This window comes from Clostridium sp. (assembly GCF_021372645.1).
In the GTDB taxonomy this organism is placed as follows: Bacteria; Bacillota; Clostridia; order Clostridiales; family Clostridiaceae; genus Clostridium.
Genome location: NZ_JAJFUC010000082.1, coordinates 1 through 21,615, shown reverse-complemented (window position 1 = coordinate 21,615; position 21,615 = coordinate 1). Strand labels below are relative to the sequence as shown.

28 protein-coding genes and 1 tRNA gene are annotated in these 21,615 nt (G+C 29.7%); 22 read left to right on the top strand and 7 right to left on the bottom strand.

Annotated elements, in window-relative coordinates; translation table 11 throughout:
* The first annotated feature begins 395 nt into the window (after window positions 1–395).
* From LLF98_RS12670 to LLF98_RS12660, 3 genes are all read left to right on the top strand, one after another.
* A complete protein-coding gene (locus tag LLF98_RS12670) occupies window positions 396–845 on the top strand; it encodes a nucleoside deaminase (protein WP_291704153.1) in 450 nt (149 codons plus the stop codon).
* 157 nt (window positions 846–1,002) lie between these two features.
* Window positions 1,003–1,092: transfer RNA gene (locus LLF98_RS12665), tRNA-Ser, on the top strand.
* A gap of 109 nt (window positions 1,093–1,201) precedes the next feature.
* The gene (locus tag LLF98_RS12660; RefSeq protein WP_291704138.1) at window positions 1,202–2,155 is read left to right on the top strand and encodes a tyrosine-type recombinase/integrase; all 954 of its coding nucleotides are present in this window, start codon (window positions 1,202–1,204) and stop codon (window positions 2,153–2,155) included.
* A 339-nt stretch (window positions 2,156–2,494) separates the two neighbouring features.
* Here LLF98_RS12660 and LLF98_RS12655 read toward each other — a convergent pair whose 3' ends face one another.
* The 6 genes from LLF98_RS12655 to LLF98_RS12630 all read right to left on the bottom strand — a co-directional run bounded on the left by LLF98_RS12655 (window position 2,495) and on the right by LLF98_RS12630 (window position 6,299).
* Window positions 2,495–2,839 carry a hypothetical protein gene (locus tag LLF98_RS12655; protein WP_291704136.1) on the bottom strand — a complete coding sequence of 115 codons (345 nt, stop codon included), beginning with the start codon at window positions 2,837–2,839 and terminating at the stop codon, window positions 2,495–2,497.
* Entirely contained in the window at window positions 2,839–3,108 is a 270-nt protein-coding gene (locus tag LLF98_RS12650; RefSeq protein WP_291704134.1) for a hypothetical protein, read from the bottom strand. Before LLF98_RS12650 ends, LLF98_RS12655 begins: the two co-directional genes overlap by 1 nt.
* Window positions 3,109–3,111: 3 nt before the next feature.
* Window positions 3,112–3,381: a hypothetical protein gene (locus LLF98_RS12645; RefSeq protein WP_291704132.1), complete on the bottom strand. Its 270-nt coding sequence runs from the start codon at window positions 3,379–3,381 to the stop codon at window positions 3,112–3,114.
* Window positions 3,382–3,469: 88 nt separating this feature from the next.
* The gene (locus LLF98_RS12640; protein WP_291704130.1) at window positions 3,470–5,617 is read right to left on the bottom strand and encodes a VapE domain-containing protein; all 2,148 of its coding nucleotides are present in this window, start codon (window positions 5,615–5,617) and stop codon (window positions 3,470–3,472) included.
* 155 nt (window positions 5,618–5,772) lie between these two features.
* Window positions 5,773–5,940, bottom strand: a complete 168-nt coding sequence (locus LLF98_RS12635) for a hypothetical protein (RefSeq protein WP_291704128.1) — start codon at window positions 5,938–5,940, stop codon at window positions 5,773–5,775.
* A 158-nt stretch (window positions 5,941–6,098) separates the two neighbouring features.
* A complete protein-coding gene (locus tag LLF98_RS12630) occupies window positions 6,099–6,299 on the bottom strand; it encodes a helix-turn-helix transcriptional regulator (protein WP_291704126.1) in 201 nt (66 codons plus the stop codon).
* A gap of 143 nt (window positions 6,300–6,442) precedes the next feature.
* Between LLF98_RS12630 and LLF98_RS12625 the strand changes: the two genes are divergently transcribed.
* The 17 genes from LLF98_RS12625 to LLF98_RS12545 all read left to right on the top strand — a co-directional run bounded on the left by LLF98_RS12625 (window position 6,443) and on the right by LLF98_RS12545 (window position 20,874).
* On the top strand, window positions 6,443–6,847 hold the full coding sequence (locus LLF98_RS12625) for a helix-turn-helix transcriptional regulator (RefSeq protein ID WP_291704124.1): 405 nt from the start codon (window positions 6,443–6,445) through the stop codon (window positions 6,845–6,847).
* 644 nt (window positions 6,848–7,491) lie between these two features.
* Entirely contained in the window at window positions 7,492–7,626 is a 135-nt protein-coding gene (locus LLF98_RS12620) for a hypothetical protein (protein ID WP_291704122.1), read from the top strand.
* Complete coding sequence (locus LLF98_RS12615; RefSeq protein ID WP_291704121.1) at window positions 7,623–7,793, top strand: hypothetical protein; 171 nt, start codon at window positions 7,623–7,625, stop codon at window positions 7,791–7,793. The genes LLF98_RS12620 and LLF98_RS12615 overlap by 4 nt, the downstream gene beginning before the upstream one ends.
* Window positions 7,794–7,809: 16 nt before the next feature.
* Window positions 7,810–7,986, top strand: coding sequence for a hypothetical protein (locus LLF98_RS12610; RefSeq protein WP_291704119.1), 177 nt, complete (start codon window positions 7,810–7,812; stop codon window positions 7,984–7,986).
* 2 nt (window positions 7,987–7,988) lie between these two features.
* Window positions 7,989–8,630 carry a hypothetical protein gene (locus LLF98_RS12605; protein ID WP_291704117.1) on the top strand — a complete coding sequence of 214 codons (642 nt, stop codon included), beginning with the start codon at window positions 7,989–7,991 and terminating at the stop codon, window positions 8,628–8,630.
* A gap of 264 nt (window positions 8,631–8,894) precedes the next feature.
* A complete protein-coding gene (locus LLF98_RS12600; RefSeq protein WP_291704115.1) occupies window positions 8,895–9,251 on the top strand; it encodes a hypothetical protein in 357 nt (118 codons plus the stop codon).
* 53 nt (window positions 9,252–9,304) lie between these two features.
* Window positions 9,305–9,454 (top strand): hypothetical protein, encoded by a 150-nt coding sequence (locus LLF98_RS12595; RefSeq protein ID WP_291704113.1) that lies wholly within the window; start codon window positions 9,305–9,307, stop codon window positions 9,452–9,454.
* A 20-nt stretch (window positions 9,455–9,474) separates the two neighbouring features.
* Window positions 9,475–12,330 (top strand): phage tail tape measure protein, encoded by a 2,856-nt coding sequence (locus LLF98_RS12590; RefSeq protein WP_291704111.1) that lies wholly within the window; start codon window positions 9,475–9,477, stop codon window positions 12,328–12,330.
* Between the two features lie 78 nt (window positions 12,331–12,408).
* Window positions 12,409–13,161 (top strand): sigma-70 family RNA polymerase sigma factor, encoded by a 753-nt coding sequence (locus tag LLF98_RS12585; protein WP_291704109.1) that lies wholly within the window; start codon window positions 12,409–12,411, stop codon window positions 13,159–13,161.
* Window positions 13,162–13,542 carry a hypothetical protein gene (locus LLF98_RS12580; RefSeq protein ID WP_291704107.1) on the top strand — a complete coding sequence of 127 codons (381 nt, stop codon included), beginning with the start codon at window positions 13,162–13,164 and terminating at the stop codon, window positions 13,540–13,542.
* 224 nt (window positions 13,543–13,766) lie between these two features.
* Window positions 13,767–13,925, top strand: coding sequence for a hypothetical protein (locus tag LLF98_RS12575; RefSeq protein ID WP_291704105.1), 159 nt, complete (start codon window positions 13,767–13,769; stop codon window positions 13,923–13,925).
* Window positions 13,926–14,193: 268 nt separating this feature from the next.
* On the top strand, window positions 14,194–14,421 hold the full coding sequence (locus tag LLF98_RS12570) for a hypothetical protein (protein WP_291704103.1): 228 nt from the start codon (window positions 14,194–14,196) through the stop codon (window positions 14,419–14,421).
* 167 nt (window positions 14,422–14,588) lie between these two features.
* Window positions 14,589–14,762 carry a hypothetical protein gene (locus tag LLF98_RS12565; protein ID WP_291704101.1) on the top strand — a complete coding sequence of 58 codons (174 nt, stop codon included), beginning with the start codon at window positions 14,589–14,591 and terminating at the stop codon, window positions 14,760–14,762.
* An 88-nt stretch (window positions 14,763–14,850) separates the two neighbouring features.
* On the top strand, window positions 14,851–15,057 hold the full coding sequence (locus LLF98_RS12560) for a hypothetical protein (RefSeq protein WP_291704099.1): 207 nt from the start codon (window positions 14,851–14,853) through the stop codon (window positions 15,055–15,057).
* A 642-nt stretch (window positions 15,058–15,699) separates the two neighbouring features.
* Entirely contained in the window at window positions 15,700–16,638 is a 939-nt protein-coding gene (locus tag LLF98_RS12555; RefSeq protein ID WP_291704095.1) for an AEC family transporter, read from the top strand.
* 43 nt (window positions 16,639–16,681) lie between these two features.
* Window positions 16,682–17,116, top strand: coding sequence for a large conductance mechanosensitive channel protein MscL (gene mscL, locus LLF98_RS12550; RefSeq protein WP_291704093.1), 435 nt, complete (start codon window positions 16,682–16,684; stop codon window positions 17,114–17,116).
* Between the two features lie 317 nt (window positions 17,117–17,433).
* Window positions 17,434–20,874 (top strand): pyruvate carboxylase, encoded by a 3,441-nt coding sequence (locus tag LLF98_RS12545; RefSeq protein ID WP_291704091.1) that lies wholly within the window; start codon window positions 17,434–17,436, stop codon window positions 20,872–20,874.
* Window positions 20,875–21,040: 166 nt separating this feature from the next.
* Here the strand turns inward: LLF98_RS12545 and LLF98_RS12540 are convergent, their stop codons facing one another.
* Complete coding sequence (locus tag LLF98_RS12540; RefSeq protein WP_291704088.1) at window positions 21,041–21,187, bottom strand: ribbon-helix-helix domain-containing protein; 147 nt, start codon at window positions 21,185–21,187, stop codon at window positions 21,041–21,043.
* Window positions 21,188–21,291: 104 nt separating this feature from the next.
* Between LLF98_RS12540 and LLF98_RS12535 the strand changes: the two genes are divergently transcribed.
* Both LLF98_RS12535 and LLF98_RS12530 read left to right on the top strand, forming a co-directional pair.
* Complete coding sequence (locus tag LLF98_RS12535; protein WP_291704086.1) at window positions 21,292–21,408, top strand: transposase; 117 nt, start codon at window positions 21,292–21,294, stop codon at window positions 21,406–21,408.
* Window positions 21,409–21,425: 17 nt separating this feature from the next.
* Window positions 21,426–21,615, top strand: a 190-nt coding sequence (locus LLF98_RS12530; protein ID WP_291704084.1) for a helix-turn-helix domain-containing protein, incomplete at its 3' end; no start/stop codon positions are given.

Here is a 21,615-nt window from a genome sequence, read left to right as displayed (position 1 = left end):
AGGAATTTCTTGAATAAGAATATAATTTTCATTACCTAAAGCTTAGAAGAACCAATTTAGGAGTGTGCAGGCATTAACTCCCATAGAGAGTGCTACGGATGCTAGCTATCAGATAAGCACAAAGAAGCTGTCTAAATGATAATTAGATAAAATCAAAGTAGAAGAGATATTGTTCTAGTAAACAAGGAATATCCCTTCTATTTCTTTAATTACTTTTATAGCATATTATATTTGTATTTTCCACCATATGCCTAATTTAATTCATGATTATAAGTTAATGAAAGAAATGAGTAAAAAGCATATAAATTTATAATTTCAGTATATGTTAAGGTATATAGAAAAGTAACAGCTGAATATGTCTAAATAAGAAAATTTATAATAGGAGCATTATAATGATGATTGATTTCATGAAATTTGCAAAAGAAGAAGCCATTTTAGCAATGAATAAAGGAGAAATCCCAGTAGGAGCAGTCATCGTAAAAAATGGAGTTGTTATAGGAAAAGGTCATAATTTAAAAGAAACTTTGAATGATAGTACAGCTCATGCAGAAATATTAGCAATTAAAGAAGCTTCAAAATATATTGGAAATTGGAGGTTAAATGGAGCTAAAATGTATGTGACACTAGAACCTTGTCCAATGTGTGCTAGTGCTATTTCACAAAGCAGAATATCTAAAGTTTATATAGGAACTTTTAATAAGGATATGGGAGCCTGTGGTTCAGTAATAAATCTTTTGGATGATAGGAGACTAAATTCATTTGTAGATATTAAGTGGGTTTATGATGAGGAATGCTCGGAGTTATTAACAAAGTTTTTTAACAGCAGAAGGAAAAGAGAATTATAATAGACTTTGCACAAAAATAATAAGCATATAGTTAATTATAATTTCGTATAGCTTGAATTATTATCTATAATTAAAATTGTACCATAAAAATATTAAGTTGAATTTAAAAAGTATATATGATATTATGAAAAAACATTAAACATTTAATGAATTATATGGAGAGATGTCTGAGTGGTCGAAGGAGCACGCCTGGAAAGCGTGTATAGGGGCAACTCTATCAGGGGTTCAAATCCCCTTCTCTCCGCCAAAGCATTTAGGCGTGCTCCACCTTTGGAGACGTAAAATTACTACACACGTTTTTTTATTGAGAAATAATCGAAACGTGTGTATTTTTTTATGTAAAGGTGGTAGATATTTTGAAAAGAAAAATAATAGAAGTTAGTACAAAAGATATGACCTTTGATAGAGGTTATGATGAGTTCATCTTCAATTGCAGAGCTAGGAATTTAAGGCCTGCTACAATTCAATTTTATGATAATAGTATAAGAAGTATTTATAAGTTTATTGAACCTAAGATGCCTATAAAGGATATTACAAAGGCTACAGTAGATAAATTTGTAATTGGATGTCAAAATGAGTTAGATATAAAGGATATAACTATACACACTTATCTTAGAGCCTTAAAGGCCATTCTATATTATTTCATGAAACTAGGGTATATGGAAAAGTTTCATATTCCATTGATTAAATATGATAAACCCATTATAGAAACATATACAGATGAAGAAGTTAAACTGCTGCTTAAAAAACCTAATAAAAATAAATGTAGCTTTATAGAATTTAGAAACTGGACCATATGTAATGTACTTTATGCGACAGGAATGAGATCTTCAAATTTAACTAATTTAAAGATCAATGAAATAGATTTAGATAATAATTTGATAAGTCTAAAAACAACTAAGAATAGGAAACCTCTAGTAATACCAATAACAAAGTCATTGCAACCTATTTTAAGGGAGTATTTAGCCATTAGAAAAGGAAATGAGAGTGACTATTTATTCTGCTCTGCTTATGGAGATAAAGTCAGCAGGGATGCTCTTAACGCTAGCATGAAACTTTATAATAATAATAGGTATGTAAATAAAACAGGTATTCATAGATGGAGGCATACTTTTGCTAAACAGTGGATTTTAAATCATGGTGACATAATAAAGCTTCAAAATATACTCAATCATAGTGATCTAGACATGGTCAGAAACTATGTTAATATGTTTACTAAAGATTTGCAAAAAGATTTTGAAGAATTTAATCCTTTAGAATTTATAAGTAAAAAATCAATAAAGATGAGAGATAAGAAAAAAGAAGATTAAATGAAAGAAGGGGAGATATTTTTTTATCTCCCTTTATATTAACATTGCATATATTCTTATTTTGATTGTTTAGAAGTAGCTTTTTTTCGTTTCTTATCCCTTTTATACAACATTTCCATAACTTCTAATAAGTATAGGTCTGCTTCGTTCATAATATATAATCCTCCTATGTTGAATAATTTACTTGCTACCTAATTATTATCTGATTTCTTTTTCATTGTCTTTACATAAAGGTAAATCCATTTTAAAGAATTCAAATTATCAATACTTTTAATCATTTCTATTATTTGTTCTTTCACAACATGCTCCCCCTAAAATTTAATCATATGGTTTTTAATATTACCTTTTAGCTTTTTTAGTATCTTTCTTTTTATAAGTAACTAAGTCAGTAACCTTTTTTAAGTTTTTAAACTGCTTTTGTCTATTGATATAATAGTCTGCAATTAAGTCCATAACATCAACGTATATTTTATATTTGATTTCCTCATATTCTTTTAAACTAATTTGGAAAAAATACATAGCATTAGCTTTAGTGTGTATCTCATACCAATGATATTTTACAATTTGATAATATACTGGATCATGTTCATTGAAATATTTTTTTACAATTTTCACTATTTCGGGATTGCCATTTTTAGAAATTAATATCTGACGTATATCCCCTAAACTTTTTACATTTTTCATTACTGCTCCTGTTTCAATCCAATATATCCAATTACATCATCATATTCATTCTTAAGCATATAGCACCACTCAAAGTCTGCTATTATATTACCTGGTCTTTTAACCGATTTAATCTTATCCATATATACATCTACAGTACCACCAGTAAAATTAACATTTAGAGTATCTTTACTCATTTCTAATACTAAATTAACCTTACCTTTGACCAATAAACCGAACTTATGATAATAGAATGTGCCTTGCTTTAATTGCTCCTTAAGTTCTTCCATGACCTAATCCTCCTTTAATGATAATTGGTGCATTTCCTTGGCTAATATTAAACCTTGCTTAAATCCTTCTTGAAAATATACATTTCCATAGGCTCTTACCATACCTCCAATTAAATCATCAACTTCAAAACCTAAGTCCTTATTTAAATCAGTTATCTTTTTTATTAATTCTGCCGCTTGGGCTTCCAAACTTGAAACTTTATCCACCTTATGAAAACTATATCTATTTGTATTAAAGCTTTCAAATTGCTTTTCTATAAATTTATCTATCATACATACATTCTCCTTTACATAGAACATATCTCGTGATACACTTTAATTGCGTTGTGGGTGTATCTTTTGATATGCTCTTTTTTTATTTTTAAATTAATATTTTTTGTTGAATTTCTTTTGGTTCAATGTCTTTAAGTTCTATTGAATTATCATCTATAGTAAAGTTTACTGGAGGAACTAACCACCAACGCTTAGCACCATCATAGCCTTTAATCCTAAATGTTTTATTGTTAGGAGGAGGACTAGCACCAAGCCTCATTAGTGTATTTCTTGATTCAGTATTGGGTTTTATACCAAGTTCATTACAGATTTGGGTAAATGTTTTATATATCCAGCATTCTCTAGGCGCTGACCAGTTAAATGTGTCCATAACCCTTGAATCAGCTTCGGTTTTGACTTCGAAATTAGAGTTAACAATATATAGTTGCTGTTCTTCTTCTTTATCTAACCAATGAGGTTCTTTCTTATCTCTCAATAGATGCATTACTTCTCCCCATAACTGGTTAATGTCAATTCTATGATCTACAATTATATTAGTAACATTAATACACCAATAACGTCGATTACCTGTGTTATCTTCAAGAAATTCATTATTGTTAATGGTTGCATAAAAAGAAGTTACCCTGGGATATTCTTCGGCATTTGTGCCATATGGACGTCTATATCTGTCTTTAGTTCTAGTAAAAAACATTTTCAGTGAGTCAACGCTATCTTTCTTTAAGCTACTTTTCAATTCTCCAAGTTCAACAATCAAAGCAGATGTAACATCAATAACATCATCAACCTTTTTGGGATTGATAAGTTTATCTGTATCTATCCATTTAGAAGTAGGTAATAACGTCTTAATCCAACGTGTTTTTCCTATCCCTTGACTTCCTTGAATAACCAGTACTCCATTCATATTTTGAGTACCATCATTGAAAGCTATGTTCGCAGTACCTATAAGCCATTTTTTTAGTAGTAGTAATTTAAAATTATCATCATAATCATTTGCAGTTATTATGGTATCAGCCAGTTGTTGTATATATCCTTCTTGATGATTCCAATTCTTATAACATTCTTCAAAGTAATCTCTTGCTGGATTATATGAGTTCGCTTGAGATACTCTAAATACAAAATCTCTTAAATTTGATTTACTAATATTAAAATTGAATTTTACACACAAAGAATATAAATCTTCCATGCAAGCAACACTATTATTTTTCAGGTTGAATATATCACCTTGAAATTCAAGTTTTTTAGAAAGCTCATTATACTTAATTGAAATATTGTTAAGTTCACATATGCGCTCGAAATTCTCCCATATCTTTTTAGGAAAACCTTCTTTAGTGACATATTTAAAATTTTTATTTTTTATATAATCCCATTTATCAATTAAAGCTGATTTAAAGTCAGATAATGTTTTACCACTTTGAAAATAATCTGTAATATCTTTATTATTCCCTAAGTCGGACAATCCTTTTGGATAGATTACATTAAACTCTTTTACATGATCTTTAAGTTTGTAATATAAATCGTCTTTATATTTTTCACCAGCAACGCCAGTATCGGGTATTATATAAACTCTTGCATCTTTAAATATACTATAATCAAATTCAGTTACGCCCTTAAATGAAGTTGTTGTATAACCCATATACAAAAGAGTATCACTGTCCTTTTCACCTTCACAGATAAATATATCTTTATTGGTTTTTAAGGCTTCATGTAGCTTATATAGGCTATATGGAACTTCACTGCAACCACGACCAGTAACTATATTATTATCCTTAATTGATAGATAGCGACTTTCGCTTTTATTGGCACTATCTTTAAATTTAGCCTTAAAATACAATGGATTATTCAATTGATCTACAAAGGTATAAGTACATATATGTTTTAATGGTTTATCATCCTTGCTTTTAAAATTAATTTTATTAATAGATTCGTTTACTTTTTCTTTTAAGGACATTAATTTACCATATTCCTCGTTGGGTTCAATATTAAGATAATTACAGGCTTCAATATAATTCATGTTCTTATATTCTTTTACGAAGTCTATAATATCTCCATGGCAACCGCAGCCATAACAATAGAATCTATATTTATCATTATATTTTTTTATTGCAAATGAAGGGGTTTTTTCTCCATGTTGTGGTAGTGGACAACATATCTTATTGTTTCTATCAAATTTTCTACCAGTTTCAGCTTCGATATAATCTTTTAAATTAATGTTTGAGATTTCTTCTTTTAATGTCAATAGTATCACCTGCTTTTATAAATCGAAAGCTCTTCTAAAGTAAGCAATTCCAGTAAATGTTGGTTGCTTATTTAGAGACTTACAAAGTTCAATGTATTTTTTTAATTCTTTAAATTTCATTTTTACACTTCTTTTCGGTCAGGGTTTTATGTATCCTAATTTGTTCTTTCAATTTGTCTAACATCTAAATGGACATTAAAATACTTATTATCTTTGCTTTTACCAATTTTGCCTTTAAGTTCTACTTGTGCTCCAGCTGATAAAAGTTCAATGTATTTATTTATTTCAGTTTCTGTTTTACTACTAATTTTAATTTTTGTCATTAATTCTGTACCTCCATAATTTATTTTGTTAGGCATTGCGCCTTTTTAGATATGTTTATTATTATTAATGTGATGAATATACCGATTTAGGTCGTTTTATCCGATTTTCGGATCGAATTTTATGATATGATTTTTTAATGATTCCAATTCTAGCCAAGTCAATGTTCAGATAAGAATAATTCTTCTATACTACTATCAAGCAATTCAGCAATTTTTTTCATAATACCGAATCTGATATTATCAAGTTCAATTCCTTTTTCCCACTTAATTAAAGTTGCTGGGGAAACATGAATTTCTCTTGCCAAATCAATTTGCTTTATACCTTTTTTGATACGTGCAATTTTTAAATTCATTCCCATAGATATTCCTCCTTTGATAGATACCGATGTATCGATTTGATAATATAAATATACGATACATAAGTATCTATGTCAAGCATTTTGTTAAAAAAATATATACATGAGTATCTCTTTTTGATATAATTACTTTCAGAGGTGATATAATGAGTATTGGTGATAATATAAAAAAAATAAGAAAAAATAATAAATTAACTCAAAAAGAATTTGCTAATAAAATAGAAGTTTCCGAAGTATCAATAAGAAAATATGAATCAGGACAAAGAAATCCATCATTAGAGGTATTAACTAAAATTGCACAAAGATTTGACGTTAATTTATCTGAACTTATGCCAAATACTGAATATAATCAAACATTAGATGAGTATATGAAAAGTAGTTTTAGCGCTATTGATATATTAAGAGAGTTTTTAAAGTGTGATGCAGTGCAGGAAGATTGTAATTATAATTATGATGAGTTGATGTTTGCTGAAGATATAGATAATATATATATATTTATTGTAGAAATGTTAAAAATGAAGATGGCTGAAATTAAATCAGGAAATAAATAATTTTTTAATTATCCTTTACTAAATAAGTAAGGGATTTTTTATTTTACCTGAATAACTTTCTAAAATATTGATATGTGTCGCTAGGATGTGACATATATATGAAGGCTGTAAACCCCATAATATCAAAGGTTTGAGTGCTTGTGACGTTACGTGTCAAAAATTTTTTCACTAGGGCGTATATAGGGTATATATAACCTATTACTGCTTATCTTATTATTATTTATTTATTATATATAATATAAAGTAACAATAGTCACATAGTAGTATTAATGTAAGTAATATCAATACTTTTGAAATGTGACAGTATTATAAAATTAAAGTCACAATTACGTCACACTTCAATCAATGTCACAAATATTTATTTATATGATTATTGGAAAATATAAAACTGAAAATATTTAAATGGAAATATGCCTTAAACTATTGAAAACACTATATTTAAAGGCAATATTATGTTATAATAAATATAAAGATAAAAATAAAAAATTTAATACAATTTAATATTTAAGTACCCCACTTTTAGAAGTGGAAAGCATTAAGAAATTGATGGCTGCGGGAAATATCTAACTAAGTCCAAAATTGGATTGAGTTATTTATTGCCGTAGCCTTTTTATTTTATCTAAATACAGGAAGGAGGGTTTATATTGACTGATAGAGCTAAAGAACAAAGAAACACTTATATGAAGGAATGGAGGGCGAGGAATAGGGATAAGGTAAAAGCTGCTCAAGAGAAGTATTGGGAGAAGAAATTTAAGGAAAAGGAGAATGAGAAAGTATGATAAAAAAAGGTAGCATATTCTATAAGTCGGTTGGAACAAAAGATTACATGCACAAAGAAAAAGCAAAGATTCAAAATAAAGAATTATGTAAAAATAAAAAATTAGTGGAACATGATAAGAAAATCTTAAAAGTTAATCATGATGCTAATACAAATCTAAATATGTAAAGGAGTGTGAGACGATATGAGATATGGTGGAATAGTTGGAAGTAACAGAGCAGAGGTTGTAAGATGCGGGACAATAGTTGATAGATTGAAAGCTATAAATAGCCTACAACAAAGAACTGGCAATAAAAAGTTATTTGAAAGTCAAAGAGAAAAGTTAATGAAAGAATTATCAGAAGTAAGGAAGGGATTGTAATAATGAAAGTAATTAATAAAAAAGCTGAAAGAGAAAAGGAAATCATTGAAAATAATAAGAAGAGTCCTGCTGCTATTTCAAGTAAGAAAGCGGATAAGGCAAGACAACAGGAAGAAGAAAAGAAAGCGTGTACTATAAGAGTTGTATTGGATTGGAGAGTATCTGGTCAATTGGATCCTATCACTAAAGGTATATGGGAGATTGACACAACGCGGAATAGAGAGAACTTTCTCAAGACTGCTATTGAGAATAGGAAACAAATAGAAGAATTATATGTCGAACCATTTGACTATATTGTAGGTGGTAACATAAGAGCTATAGAAGTAGAGTATGACAAGGATACTATTGAGATGCTAAGTAATGAAGCAAGTAAGGCAGGGTTAGGCTTTAATGAATATGTAACATCAATTGTATATACTACTGCATTTAACATTAATCAAGAACGTGAGAAAGCAAAAGCTATTTCAGATGCAGACACTGCAGAGAGAACACCTTTCATGATAAGTGAAGGATATATAAGTCAAGAACTTAAAAGAAAATTAGAATCAAAGTATGGTATGCCTAAAGGTTTATTGATACCAAAAGATATTCATACTAACATGCTTATTGATCTAGCAAAAGAATATTTTGGAATTGAGAAGTAAATAAGATATCCCCCCCACCTTCAAGCAAAATAAATAAACGGTTGGAGACCGGGGAATGGAACTCCTTCCAATGGAGCGACATTTTAAAAAAATTTTTAAGGGGGTGTGAATATGCTTCTAAAGGCTCTAGATAAAGAAAACATCAAGGTTAACATAATTCACTATGATTACAAATAGGCTTGTTTAAGGCTTGATATGATAGGTTTATTGGTCTTTATTAACAATGATATTAAATAAAAAAATATATATATGAGGTGAAAGAAAATGCAAAATAATATAAAAGTAATTGAAATTGATGGGAAACAAGTTGAATTTAAATCTACTGCTGCAACTCCGCTAAGATATAAAAAACAATTTGGTAAAGATTATTTTGCAGAAATATTAAAACTAGAAAAGTTAGAAAAAGCAATGAAATCTAAAAAAATGTCTGATGCTGAAAAACTTGCTAATATTGATTTTGAACTATTTTATAATATAGCTTGGATATTTGCTAAGACAGCAGATAAAGCAATAAAAGAGCCTATAGAATGGTTAGATGAATTTGATTCTTTCCCTATAGGTGAAATATTGCCGCAATTATTAGAGTTGATTACATCTAATATGCAAAGTAAAAAAAAATAAAAAATGAAGATAAAGGGAACGGTGAAGTTATTACAACTGAGCTGTTCCTTGTTTTGTGTAAAAAAAGTAAATTGACTTACGAAGATATGGAAAATATGACAGTTGGTATGTGTTTAGATTACATGCAGGAATATGTTGACATGAATAATCCTAAAAAAGTTAGAAATAGAAAGGCTAGTCAAGCTGATTTTGATAGTTTTTAGCCTTTTAGAAAGGAGGAAATATGGCGGATAGAATAAAAGGTATAACCATTGAGATAGATGGACAGACAACAGGCTTAAAAAAGGCTTTAAGTGATGTTACTTCTCAGAGTATATCTGTCCAAAAGGAATTAACTGATGTAAATAGACTTTTAAAGTTTGATCCAGGTAATACAGCAGCACTTGCACAAAAGCAAGAATTATTATCTAAGCAAATAGAAGTAACTAGTCAAAAGCTAAAGGCTTTAAAAGATGCTCAAAGCCAAGTAGATGCACAATTTGCTAGTGGGAAAATTGGCGAAGAGCAATATAGAGCCTTTCAAAGAGAAATAGAGTTTACCGAAGCTTCATTAAATAAGTTTAAAAGTGCCTATAAAGATGCAATGAATCCACCTACAAATGGTGATTTAGCAAAACCCATAAAAGATTTAGAACAAGAAGCCGAAAAGAGCAAAGGCGTATTTGATAACATGGGCGAATATATCAAACGTGGTGTTGGTATGGCTATTGGTGGAGATATTTGGGATAAGGCTAAAGAGGGAATAGGCGAATTAATAACATTTGGTGGAGATTGGCAAAAATCTTTAAATGGATTACAGGCCCAAACTGGTGCAACATCTGAGGAAATGGCAAAATTTAATGAACAAATTGAAGCTGTTTATAATAATAATTTTGGATCCAGTGTTGAAGATGTAGCAGAAAGTTTTTCACAAGTAAGGCAGTATATGCAAGGTACTGGAGAAGATCTACAGGCAGTAACTCAAAATGCTATTGCCTTTAGAGATACGTTTGGAGTAGATATATCTGAAAGTATGAGAAGCGTCACAACTTTGATGAATAATTTTGGATTAACAAGTGAAGAAGCGTTCAATTTATTGGCACAAGGGCAACAGCAGAATCTTAATTTTAGTGGTGAGTTATATGATAGTGTAAATGAATATTCAGTTCAATTTCAAAAATTAGGCTTAGACGCTGAGGATATGTTCAACGTATTTGCAGATGGTGCAGCAGACGGAGCTTTTAATTTAGATAAAATAGGTGATGCGGTAAAAGAATTTTCCATTAGGGCAATAGATGGTTCAAAAACTACTCAAGATGGTTTCACTGAATTAGGCTTTAGTGCTGATAATATGGCTTCTAAGTTTGCAGCAGGAGGCAGTAGTGCTAAAGAAGCATTTATGCAAGTTACTCAAGCATTAGCTAATGTAAATGATCCAGTAAAACAAAGCACTATAGGTGTTGAATTGTTTGGTACTATGTGGGAAGATTTAGGACCTAAAGTTGTAACTCAGCTAGGCAACATTGGAGATAATTTTAATAAAGCCCATAATTCAATGGAGCAAATAAACCAAATAAAATATAATACGCCTATAGAGGCAATGGAAGGGTTAGGAAGGCAAATTAAGACAAGTGTATTATTGCCTGTATCTCAAGAATTAATGCCTAGCTTAAATGATGCAGCTAGCCAATTAAGTCAAACTTTTGCAAGTTCTGATTTGAAAAGCGGAATAGAAAGTTTATCACAGGGGCTAGGTGATTTAATAAAAAGCATAGCAGATATGGCAACTAATGTATTACCAACACTACTAGAAGGGTTAGGTTGGATAATGGATAATGCTAATAATATTGCTACTGGAATAATTGCTATAGGAACAGCTATGGAAGTGTTTAAGGTGGCAACGCTAGTATCAGATTTTGTAGGTAAAATACAAGCAGCACAAAAAGCAACAGAAGGTTTAAGCATAGCGCAAGCTACTCTAAATGTTATTATGGATGCAAATCCTATAGGATTGATAGTTGCAGCAGTAGCCGGATTGGTGGCAGCAATAGTTTATCTATGGAACACCAACGAAGGTTTTAGAGATGCAGTAATTGGAGCATGGACAACAATATCTACTACTATAGGAAGTGTTTGTACATGGATTTCTACAGCTTGGAATACTCTTTGGGGGGCTTTGGCTTCAATAGTAGAACCAGTTATACAATCAATTGGAATAATGTGGACAGGATTTGTTGCGAATATAACAGGTATTTGGAATATGCTACAAAATACTTGGAATGTCTTATGCAATGCATTATCTCCTATAATAGAGCCAATAATTACTTTAATTGCAGGTCTATGGACTGGATTTGTAAGTAATGTACAAGGTGCTTGGGCAACACTACAAACTGCTTGGAATACTGTTTGCAGTTATCTATCGCCTGTAATTATGCCAATAATAGAAGGAATAACAGCAGCATGGAATGGCTTTCAAACAGCTTTTCAAACAGTGGCTAGTGGTATTCAATATGCATGGGATACTGTTGTAGGTGGCATTAAAGATGCTTGGGAAGGAATTAAAGCACCATTCCAGGCAGTTATAGATTGGATATCCGAAGCATGGGAAAGTATCAAGTCAAAATTTAAACTACCACATTTTACTTTTAGTGGTTCAATGAATCCTTTAGATTGGGGAAGTGAAGGTGCTCCAAGTGTTGGTGTTGATTGGTACGCTAATGGAGGAATTATGACAAATCCTACTATGTTCGGAATGAATGGTGGAAATGCAATGGTTGGTGGCGAAGCTGGTCCCGAAGCTATATTACCTTTGAGTGTATTATTTAAACAAATGAATTCTATAATGAATGATGCACTTAGCAAAATGAATACTGGTAATTCATATGAGTTTAATGTAAGCAATACTAATACTCAATCTATTACAGGAGATATGACAAGAGAAATGTTAGATACAATGAAATCTATGAAAGATGAAATATCTTCTTTGAAAGGTACATTAAATAATATGGGAATCTATATGGATAGTGCAAAGGTAGGTAAATTAGTTACGCCAGCAGTAAGCGGAAATTTAGCATTTAATAGCAATAGAAAAGGCTTTTAAATCAATAAAGTTAGACAAAAAGAGTAGCATTCAACATAATGTTGCTCTTTGAATTTTAATATATAGGTGGTGCAGAGCATGAGCAATGAAGAGTTAGTTTTATTATATCAACAAGGAAACAAACAAGCCTTAGAGAGCTTAATTGAAGCTAATGAAGGGATAGTTAAAAAGCTTGCTAATAAGTTTAATGGCATTAATAAAATGGTTGAATTTAATGATCTAGTACAAGCAGGAACCATTGGACTAATTAATGCAGCAAGTAGGTATAATAATGACTTAGAAAATAAAGCTGGCTTCATTACTTATGCTTTCCAATATATAAAAAGAGAAATATTTTCATGTGTTAATGGAAGAAGCTCCAGGGAAGTTGGTAATAATACATTTAATAATAATTGCATAAGTCTTGATGTTCCATTACAGGCAGATGAAGACATACAACTAAAGGACACTATTGAAAGTATTGATTATGGCTTTGATAATGTGGAAGAAAAGATATATATTAGCCAGTTAAGGGAAGAGTTGGAAAGTGCAATGCTCCATAATAATACTTTGAAAGAAAGAGAAATACTTCAACTTTGCTATGGGTGGAATTATCAAAAGACATTTACATATAAAGAAGTAGCTGAAACTTTAAAATTAAATCAAAATAGTATTCCTCAAATAGAATTTAATGCACTCAAAAAGCTAAGAAATAGTGATTGGGGTAAAGAAAAATCCAAGGAATATATAGGTTCTAAATTAGAATCTATAATGGAAGGTTCTAGATATGACCAAGATAAAGCTATTAGTGCAATAGATATAATGAATAAATATTTTAGTGGGGTGATATAAATGAATCGTGAGGATATATATAAACAAACCAAGAAAGATTTAAAGGAATTTAAAATATTAGTTGGGAAATTAAAATTAAATAAATTAAAATTAGAAAAAGAAGAATTAAGTCCTGAGCAAATAAAATTATTAAAAAAAAGTATAAAAGCAGATGAATTTAAAATTGAAAAGATAAAAGTATCATTGGAGCTTTTAGATGAAATAGATTTAAAAATAATAACTTATAGTATTTTTGAGAAAATTAGAATTAAAGATATTGCTATTAATTTAAATGTATGTCTTGAGAGTATACATAAGCGTAAAAGAAAAGCTATTGAGTGTATAGCAGATGCTATGTATGGTCATTTAGTAGAAGATAATATAAATGGTTGTTGTTCTTAGTATTGAAATTATGATAATATATAAAATAAAACTGTATCAAGTGGTTTTTAAAACTATATAATGTGTTTTGTGTATAACATATATAGAAATATAAGTGTTTTTTATTTTAAAATATTTTTATTCAAAATGGACATCATATATATAGGATATTTTGTAGCTAGTCTACGATAGTAGGATATTTTTATCTTAGGTTATTAGTGTAATAGCCAAGGAGGTAATATTCTATGGATATTAATGGATTAATAGTAATATTGATTACAATACTTGCTAACAGTATATTGAATTGCACTCTAAAAGATTTCTATTTAAATGTAGAGATTCTTAGAAAAGCCTTTAAGATTAATATTAAAATAGGTTTTAGTACCATAGGAAAAGACACCTAATATATATCACATGTAAGTGTCTGTTTCCTTAGATACATCCAACTAAATTCTAACACTAATAGCTGAAACTAAAATGTTCTACTATTATCCGTAGAAAGGCTTGGTATTCACACTACTAAGCTTTTCTTATTTATATTATATCCAATATTAAATAAATTATAAAATATATAAATTTCTATGTTATAAGTAAGAGTATTTTGTTATGTAATTTATAAGAGGAATTTACCTACTTTTGTATAATTCTATTATATGAAAGGAGGTGAGATATATGGGTTATGATGAAGAGTATAGTAGAGCTGTAGTAACAGATTGGGATGAAGTAAGTGGATGCATGTTTTCTGAAAAAGCTTGGGTAAACCCTAAAGATGTTGATACTTCAAAAAGTTATGAAAAAGGTGACTTTTTAAGAGTATGGTGTATACATGATGGAGATTGGTGTGAAGCTGAGAATGGATTAGACTGCTGTTGTATATACCAAGACCATGAAAATGAATAGATAAGTTTAAGAACTCTAGAAATAGGGTTCTTTTTATATTTAATAAACTAAGATTTTAACCAAAGCAAAATTACGTTCGTTATATTCAAATCAATATCTTTTTTGTAATACATTGTACTCATTGAGCATATAAATTAATATAAGCAATTAAGAAGGGGTGTCAATGTATGCAAAGATTACGTATTATACTAGAGTTTTCAAAGAATAAAAAAGAGGACTTAGAACTCTATGGAGAACTTTTAAGATATTCAAGTCCAGCAGCACACGTAAAAGATATATTACGTGGTGTATCTCCATTGCCAACATTGGATAATAAAAAAGTGCAAGAAGTGGAGGAGTAGTCCTCCCACCGTACGCACAATGGTTACACAAATATACCCTTTAGGGGTTCAAAAATCAATTTTAGAAGAGTGGGGGAGTGGTCAATAAATGAATTTAAGAGAAATGGTTTTAAGACTTTTAGGAAGAGAACCTAAAAAACAATATGATAGTTTAAGAGATCAAAGATTATATATTCGAGTTACTGAAGATGAAAAAGAAATAATTGAAAAATTAGCAAAATGTCAGTGCTTAGACACAAGTAATTTTATTCGCTGGCTAGTCTTTGGAAAGTATATTGATGATTTCATAAAATAAATTTTTAATAAGCAAAATATTTACTACCAATTTACATAAAATAATTTTTAATCTACAAGATGTCCTATAAATAAATATTTATTACAGAATATTGACATTTAGTTTACGTTGTTTTACTATTATTAACAATAACATCGTGGAGATATTTAGAAATAAAAATCGTGTGAAGGCTGATAAATAGTACATTTTTAGCCTATAGTTTTATACTTTGCGCCTGGAAAGCGTGTATAGGGGCAACTCTATCAGGGGTTCAAATCCCCTTCTCTCCGCCATAAAAGTAAAAGTGACTAAAATCTTAGAATTACTAAGGTTTCAGGCACTTTTTGTGTTTTATTAGAGTTCGATATAACTTAAGTGACCTGTAAATAATCTGAATATACTACTTAAATTGTAATTATAAGTGTAATTATTAAGTTTAATAAAAATTAACTAAAGATGTAGAATCTATAGTGATTTAATAGCGCCTTTTTTCTTATTAAATACATTAATTTAGTTAGGAATCGCCCTAAGGTAATACAACTATAAAATAGAGAAATTTCCTTGACCACAAAAACTAAGTTGTGAAGAAATATAATAAAATATAGTTTGAAATCATATAAGAATAAAAAAGTTAAAGTAACAAATAATAAAAGGAGTTTTAAAATGGTTATTTTTAATGCAGCAGGTAGTGTGTTTAGCATAGTTATTATGATTTGTGTTGGATATATATTAACTGCAAAGAAATGGTTTGATGAAAGTGTGTCAAAACTATTTTCTATGTTAGTTTGTAATATAGCCCTTCCGTGTTTAATGATATCAGATTTAGTTGGAAACTTTGATAGAGAAAAATTAAGTAATTTAAGTAGTGGACTAATAGTTCCATTTGCATCTATGGCAATATGTTATGTTATTGGAGTAATATTATCAAAAATAATTAAAGTAGAAAGAAAAAGAATTGGAACTTTTAGATCAATGTTCTTTGTATCTAATTCGATATTCATTGGATTACCTATAAATATGGCTTTATTTGGAGAATTTAGTATACCCTATGTTTTGCTATATTACATTGCTAATACAACGTTCTTCTGGACTTTGGGAGCTTATGGAATAAGTAAAGATGGAGATAATAATAACAGTAGAATAATCTCAAAAGAAACCTTTGTTAGATTAGTATCTCCGCCGTTAATGGGTTTCATTATTGGGATGATACTTATTTCTCTCAATATTCAACTGCCAAAATTTATTCTGGATACATGTAAATATCTTGGTAACTTAACTACACCATTATCAATGCTTTTTATAGGAATAATTATTTACTCAGTGGATTTGAAAAAGATAAAATTTAGTATGGAGATGGCAGTAATTTTAGTTGGGCGATTTTTTATTTCACCTATATTAATTTATTTTGCTGCAAAATACATGCATATACCTGTTCTTATGGAAAAAGTTTTTATAATTCAAGCGGCTATGCCTGTTATGACTAATACGTCTATTGTCGCAAAGCAATATAATGCTGATTATGAATATGCAGCAGTTATGACTGTAGTGACTACTATTTGCATTTTGATATTTATCCCAATTTATATGTATTTAATTAATTGATTATATATCTGAAGAAAGCTTAATAAAGATGGGAGATGTTAATATGTTTAAGGAGTTCAAAGAATTCGCAATGAAAGGAAATATAATTGACTTAGCAGTGGGGGTTATTATTGGAGGTGCTTTTGGTAAAATCGTTACATCTTTAGTTAATGACATTGTAATGCCTTTAGTAGGTCTGTTAATGGGTAAAGTGGATTTTTCTAATTTGTTTTTTGTACTCGGAAGTGGGGATTTTAGAACTATACAAGAAGCTAAAAATGCTGGTGTTGCTACAATAAATTATGGTTTATTTATAAATAACATAATAGATTTTTTGATAGTAGCTTTTTCTATTTTTATAGTTATAAAACAAATTAATAGATTTGCTAGGAAGAAAGAAGAAAAACCAGTTGAGAATAAGAAAAAATGCCCCTATTGCTACAGTGAAATTCATATTGATGCAACAAGATGTCCTAATTGTATAGCAGAAATAAATTAAAATTTATTTACTGAATTGCAATTTGAATCTAGAAAAATGAAGGAATAAAAAATAATTATTTCATAATCGCAAAAAAAAATATCTTGTAATTACAATAAAAATCATGTAAAAATTAATAGAAAAGATAAATAATGTGTGTTAAGTAGCACGAAATATGTTATAATCTAATATATTAATTTTAAATGAAGAAAATTATATTATGACAAGATATGAGTTATGAAAATTGCATAATCTGTTTTTAATAAACTGCTGTGCATATAATAATTCATGTATTATAAATAAAAAATCAAAACATATTAAAAGGAGTTGTATTTTAATTGGGGAAAAAATTTAAAAGAGTATTAGTTGCCAATAGAGGCGAAATAGCAATAAGAATTTTTAGAGCGTGTCATGAACTTGGTATAAGAACAGTGGCTATATATACAGAGGAAGATAAGTTCGCGCTTTTCAGAACTAAGGCTCATGAAGCGTATTTAATCGGAAAAAATAAAGGACCAGTTGAAGCTTATTTAAATATTGATGAAATAATAAATCTTGCATTGAAAAAACATGTGGATGCTATACATCCAGGGTATGGATTCTTATCTGAAAATGCTGAATTTGCTAGAAGATGTGAAGAAGTTGGTATAGAATTTATAGGACCAAAATCAGAAATGATGGAAAGCCTAGGAGATAAGATTCAATCAAAAATAGCTGCAAAAAAAGCTGGGGTTCCAGTAATACCAGGTGTAGATAAGGCAATAGCTTCAGAAGAAGAAGCAATAGAAGTTGCTAACATGTGTGGATATCCTGTAATGGTAAAAGCTGCTGCAGGCGGCGGTGGTAGAGGTATGAGAATCGTAAGAAGTGAAGATGAACTTCTTACTGCTTTTAGAAGTGCTAAAAATGAAGCTAAAAAGGCTTTTGGTATAGATGATATGTTCATTGAAAAATACATAGAAGGTCCAAAACATATTGAAATCCAAGTATTAGGGGATAAATATGGTAATGTAGTACATCTTTATGAAAGAGATTGTTCTATTCAAAGAAGACATCAAAAAGTTATTGAAATTGCGCCAGCATTATCTTTAACACCAGAAAAAAGAGAAGAAATATGTGCAGATGCATTAAAGATAGCTAGATCTGTAAGTTATAGAAGTGCAGGAACTTTAGAATTTTTAGTTGATATGCATGATAATCATTACTTTATAGAAATGAACCCAAGAGTTCAAGTTGAACATACCATAACAGAAATGACTACAGGAATAGATATAGTTCAAAGTCAAATTTTAATAGCAGAAGGCTTTAAGTTAGATTCAGAAGAAATAGGAATACATTCTCAAGATGACATAAAACCAAGAGGATATGCAATTCAATGTAGGGTGACTACAGAAGATCCTTCAAATAACTTCTCTCCGGATACAGGAAAGATTGATGTTTATAGAACAGGATCTGGTTTTGGTATAAGGCTTGATGGTGGAAATGGATATAGTGGAGCAGTAATAAGTCCTTATTATGATAGTTTACTTGTAAAGAGTACTGCATATTCAAGAACTTTTGAGGATGCAGTTAGAAAATCTATACGTGCAATTAAAGAATTAACTATTACAGGTGTTAAGACTAATGTAGACTTCTTAATAAATGTGTTAAATAATGAGCAATTCCAAAAAGGTGAATGTGATACTAACTTTATATCAGATAATCCACAATTATTCGATATAAGACCAAGAACTGATGAAGAACAAAGAATTTTAAGATTCATTGGTGAAAAAATAGTAAATGAAACTAAAGGGAATAAGAAAGAATATGATGTACCAGATATTCCAATCATAACTTCTTTAGATGGATTAAGTGGTACTAAGCAAATATTAGATGCAGAAGGTCCAGATGGCGTAGTTAAGTGGATAAAAAATCAAAATAAACTACTTCTTACAGATACAACAATGAGAGATGCTCAACAATCATTAATGGCTACTCGTGTTAGAACTCAAGATATGAAGAATATTGGAAAGGCAACAGCTGTTTACGGAAATGATTTATTCTCTCTTGAAATGTGGGGGGGAGCTACTTTTGATACAGCTTATAGATTCTTAAAAGAATCTCCATGGAAGAGACTAGAATCTTTAAGAAAGAGAATTCCAAATGTTATGTTCCAAATGCTTATTAGAGGAGCAAATGCTGTAGGATACAAAAACTATCCAGATAATGTTATAAGAGAATTCATAAAAGAATCTGCAGAAAGTGGAATAGATGTATTTAGAATTTTCGACTCACTTAATTGGTTAAAAGGAATAGAAGTATCTTTAGAAGAAGTATTAAAATGCAATAAAGTTGCAGAAGTTGCTTTATGTTACACTGGTGACATTTTAGATGAAACTAGAGATAAATATAGCTTAAAATACTATGTAGAAAAAGCTAAGGAAATTGAAAAAATGGGAGCGCATATACTTGCTATAAAGGATATGTCAGCATTACTTAAACCTTATGCAGCTAAGAAGCTTATAACTGCATTAAAAGATGAAATTTCAATTCCTATTCATCTTCATACTCATGATACAACAGGCAATGGTGTTGCTACAGTATTAATGGCAGCAGATGCAGGTGTGGATATAGTTGATACAACTTTCAATAGTATGTCAGGACTTACAAGTCAGCCAGCATTAAACTCAATAGTAGCGGCTCTTGGAAATACAGATAGAGATACAGGTATTGATTTAAGTGAAATTCAAAAATTATCTGATTACTGGGATACAGTAAGACCGGTTTATAATCAATTTGAATCAGATTTAAAATCAGGAAGCGCTGAAATTTATAAATTTGAGATTCCAGGTGGTCAATATTCAAATTTAAAGCCACAAGTTGAAAGTTTTGGACTTGGTCACAGATTTAATGATGTAAAACATATGTACAAGAAAGTAAATGATATGCTTGGAGATATAATAAAGGTTACTCCATCATCAAAAATGGTTGGAGATATGGCTATCTTCATGGTTCAAAATGACTTAACACCTGAAAATATTCTTGAAAAAGCTAAGAATATGGCATTCCCAGATTCTATAGTTTCATATTTCAAAGGAATGATGGGTCAACCAGAAGGTGGTTTCCCTAAGGAATTACAAGCACTTGTATTAAAAGGAGAAGAACCTATAACTGCTAGACCTGGAGAACTATTACCTCCGGAAGACTTTGATAAGATTGAAGCGTATTTAAAAGAAGAATATAGATACAATCCATCAAAGCAAGATTTAATAAGTTATGCATTATATCCAGATGTATTTGAAGCGTTTATAAAATCTGTTTTAGAATACGGTGATGTAAGCCGTATGGGTAGTGATGTATTCTTCCATGGGCTTGCAGAAGGCGAGACTAGTGAGATTGAAGTAGCAGAAGGTAAGACAATGATTGTCCAATTAATTGAAATTGGAAAATTAGATGCAGAAGGAAATAGAACTATAGACTTCGAGATTAATGGAAATAGAAGAGAAATAAAAATAAAAGATAAAACTGAGAGAATCATAGGTAATTCAAGGGAAAATAATACTTCTAAAATGGCTGATCCTGAAAATAAATTAGAAATCGGAGCAAGTATTCCAGGAACTATAATCAAGGTGCTTGTTAAAGAAGGCGATGAGGTTAAAGAAGGTGATAGCTTACTTGTAATAGAAGCAATGAAGATGGAAACAAATATTGTGGCTTATAGTACAGGAACTGTTGAATCCATCCTTATACAAGAAGGTCAACAAGTTAAAACAGGTGAATTGTTGATGAAAATAAAGTAATATAGTCAAATATATAACTTTATTTAAGAAGATATTGAATTTATAATTATGAAACACGATTTACATTACTTATTTATAGTGTAGTAATGTAAATCGTGTTTTTTAAAAGATGTTAGAAGAAATCCCCTATGGTCTTTAGCCTAGGGGATGAATTCGTCACAAATAATTAACTTTTATGTTTTTTTAGTAAGTCTTCTAAAGCTTCATCTAAGAGTTTAGAAATTGGTATTCTAGTTTTCTCTGAAAGGTCTTTCAATTGGTTATAAAGGTCTGTATCAATAGCAGAGCCAATTCTAGTTCTGTTTTTTAGCATAGTTCTCACACTCCAAGATATTTTCTAATATTATTATAAAATAGAAATAAAGTTATTGCAAGTAGTATCACTTTATGATACGATATTATTATGAGGTGATACTGATGTATAACAGTAAAAATCATAGTAAATTCTTATTAAATACTGATGGTTATTTTATTTCAACAATAGGTGAAGTAAGTTCTGAAACTTTGAAAAATTATATCCAAAATCAAGGATAGAAAGGAGTAGAATTATTATGTTAAAAGCTTATAAATATAGAATTTATCCAAATAAAGAACAAAAAATATATATTGCTAAAAGTTGTGGTTGTGCTAGATTTATATATAATCAAATGTTAGCTGACAGAATTAAATCTTATGAAGAAAACAAGGATTTAGATATTAAACAAGTTAAATATCCTACACCAGCTCAATATAAGAAAGAAT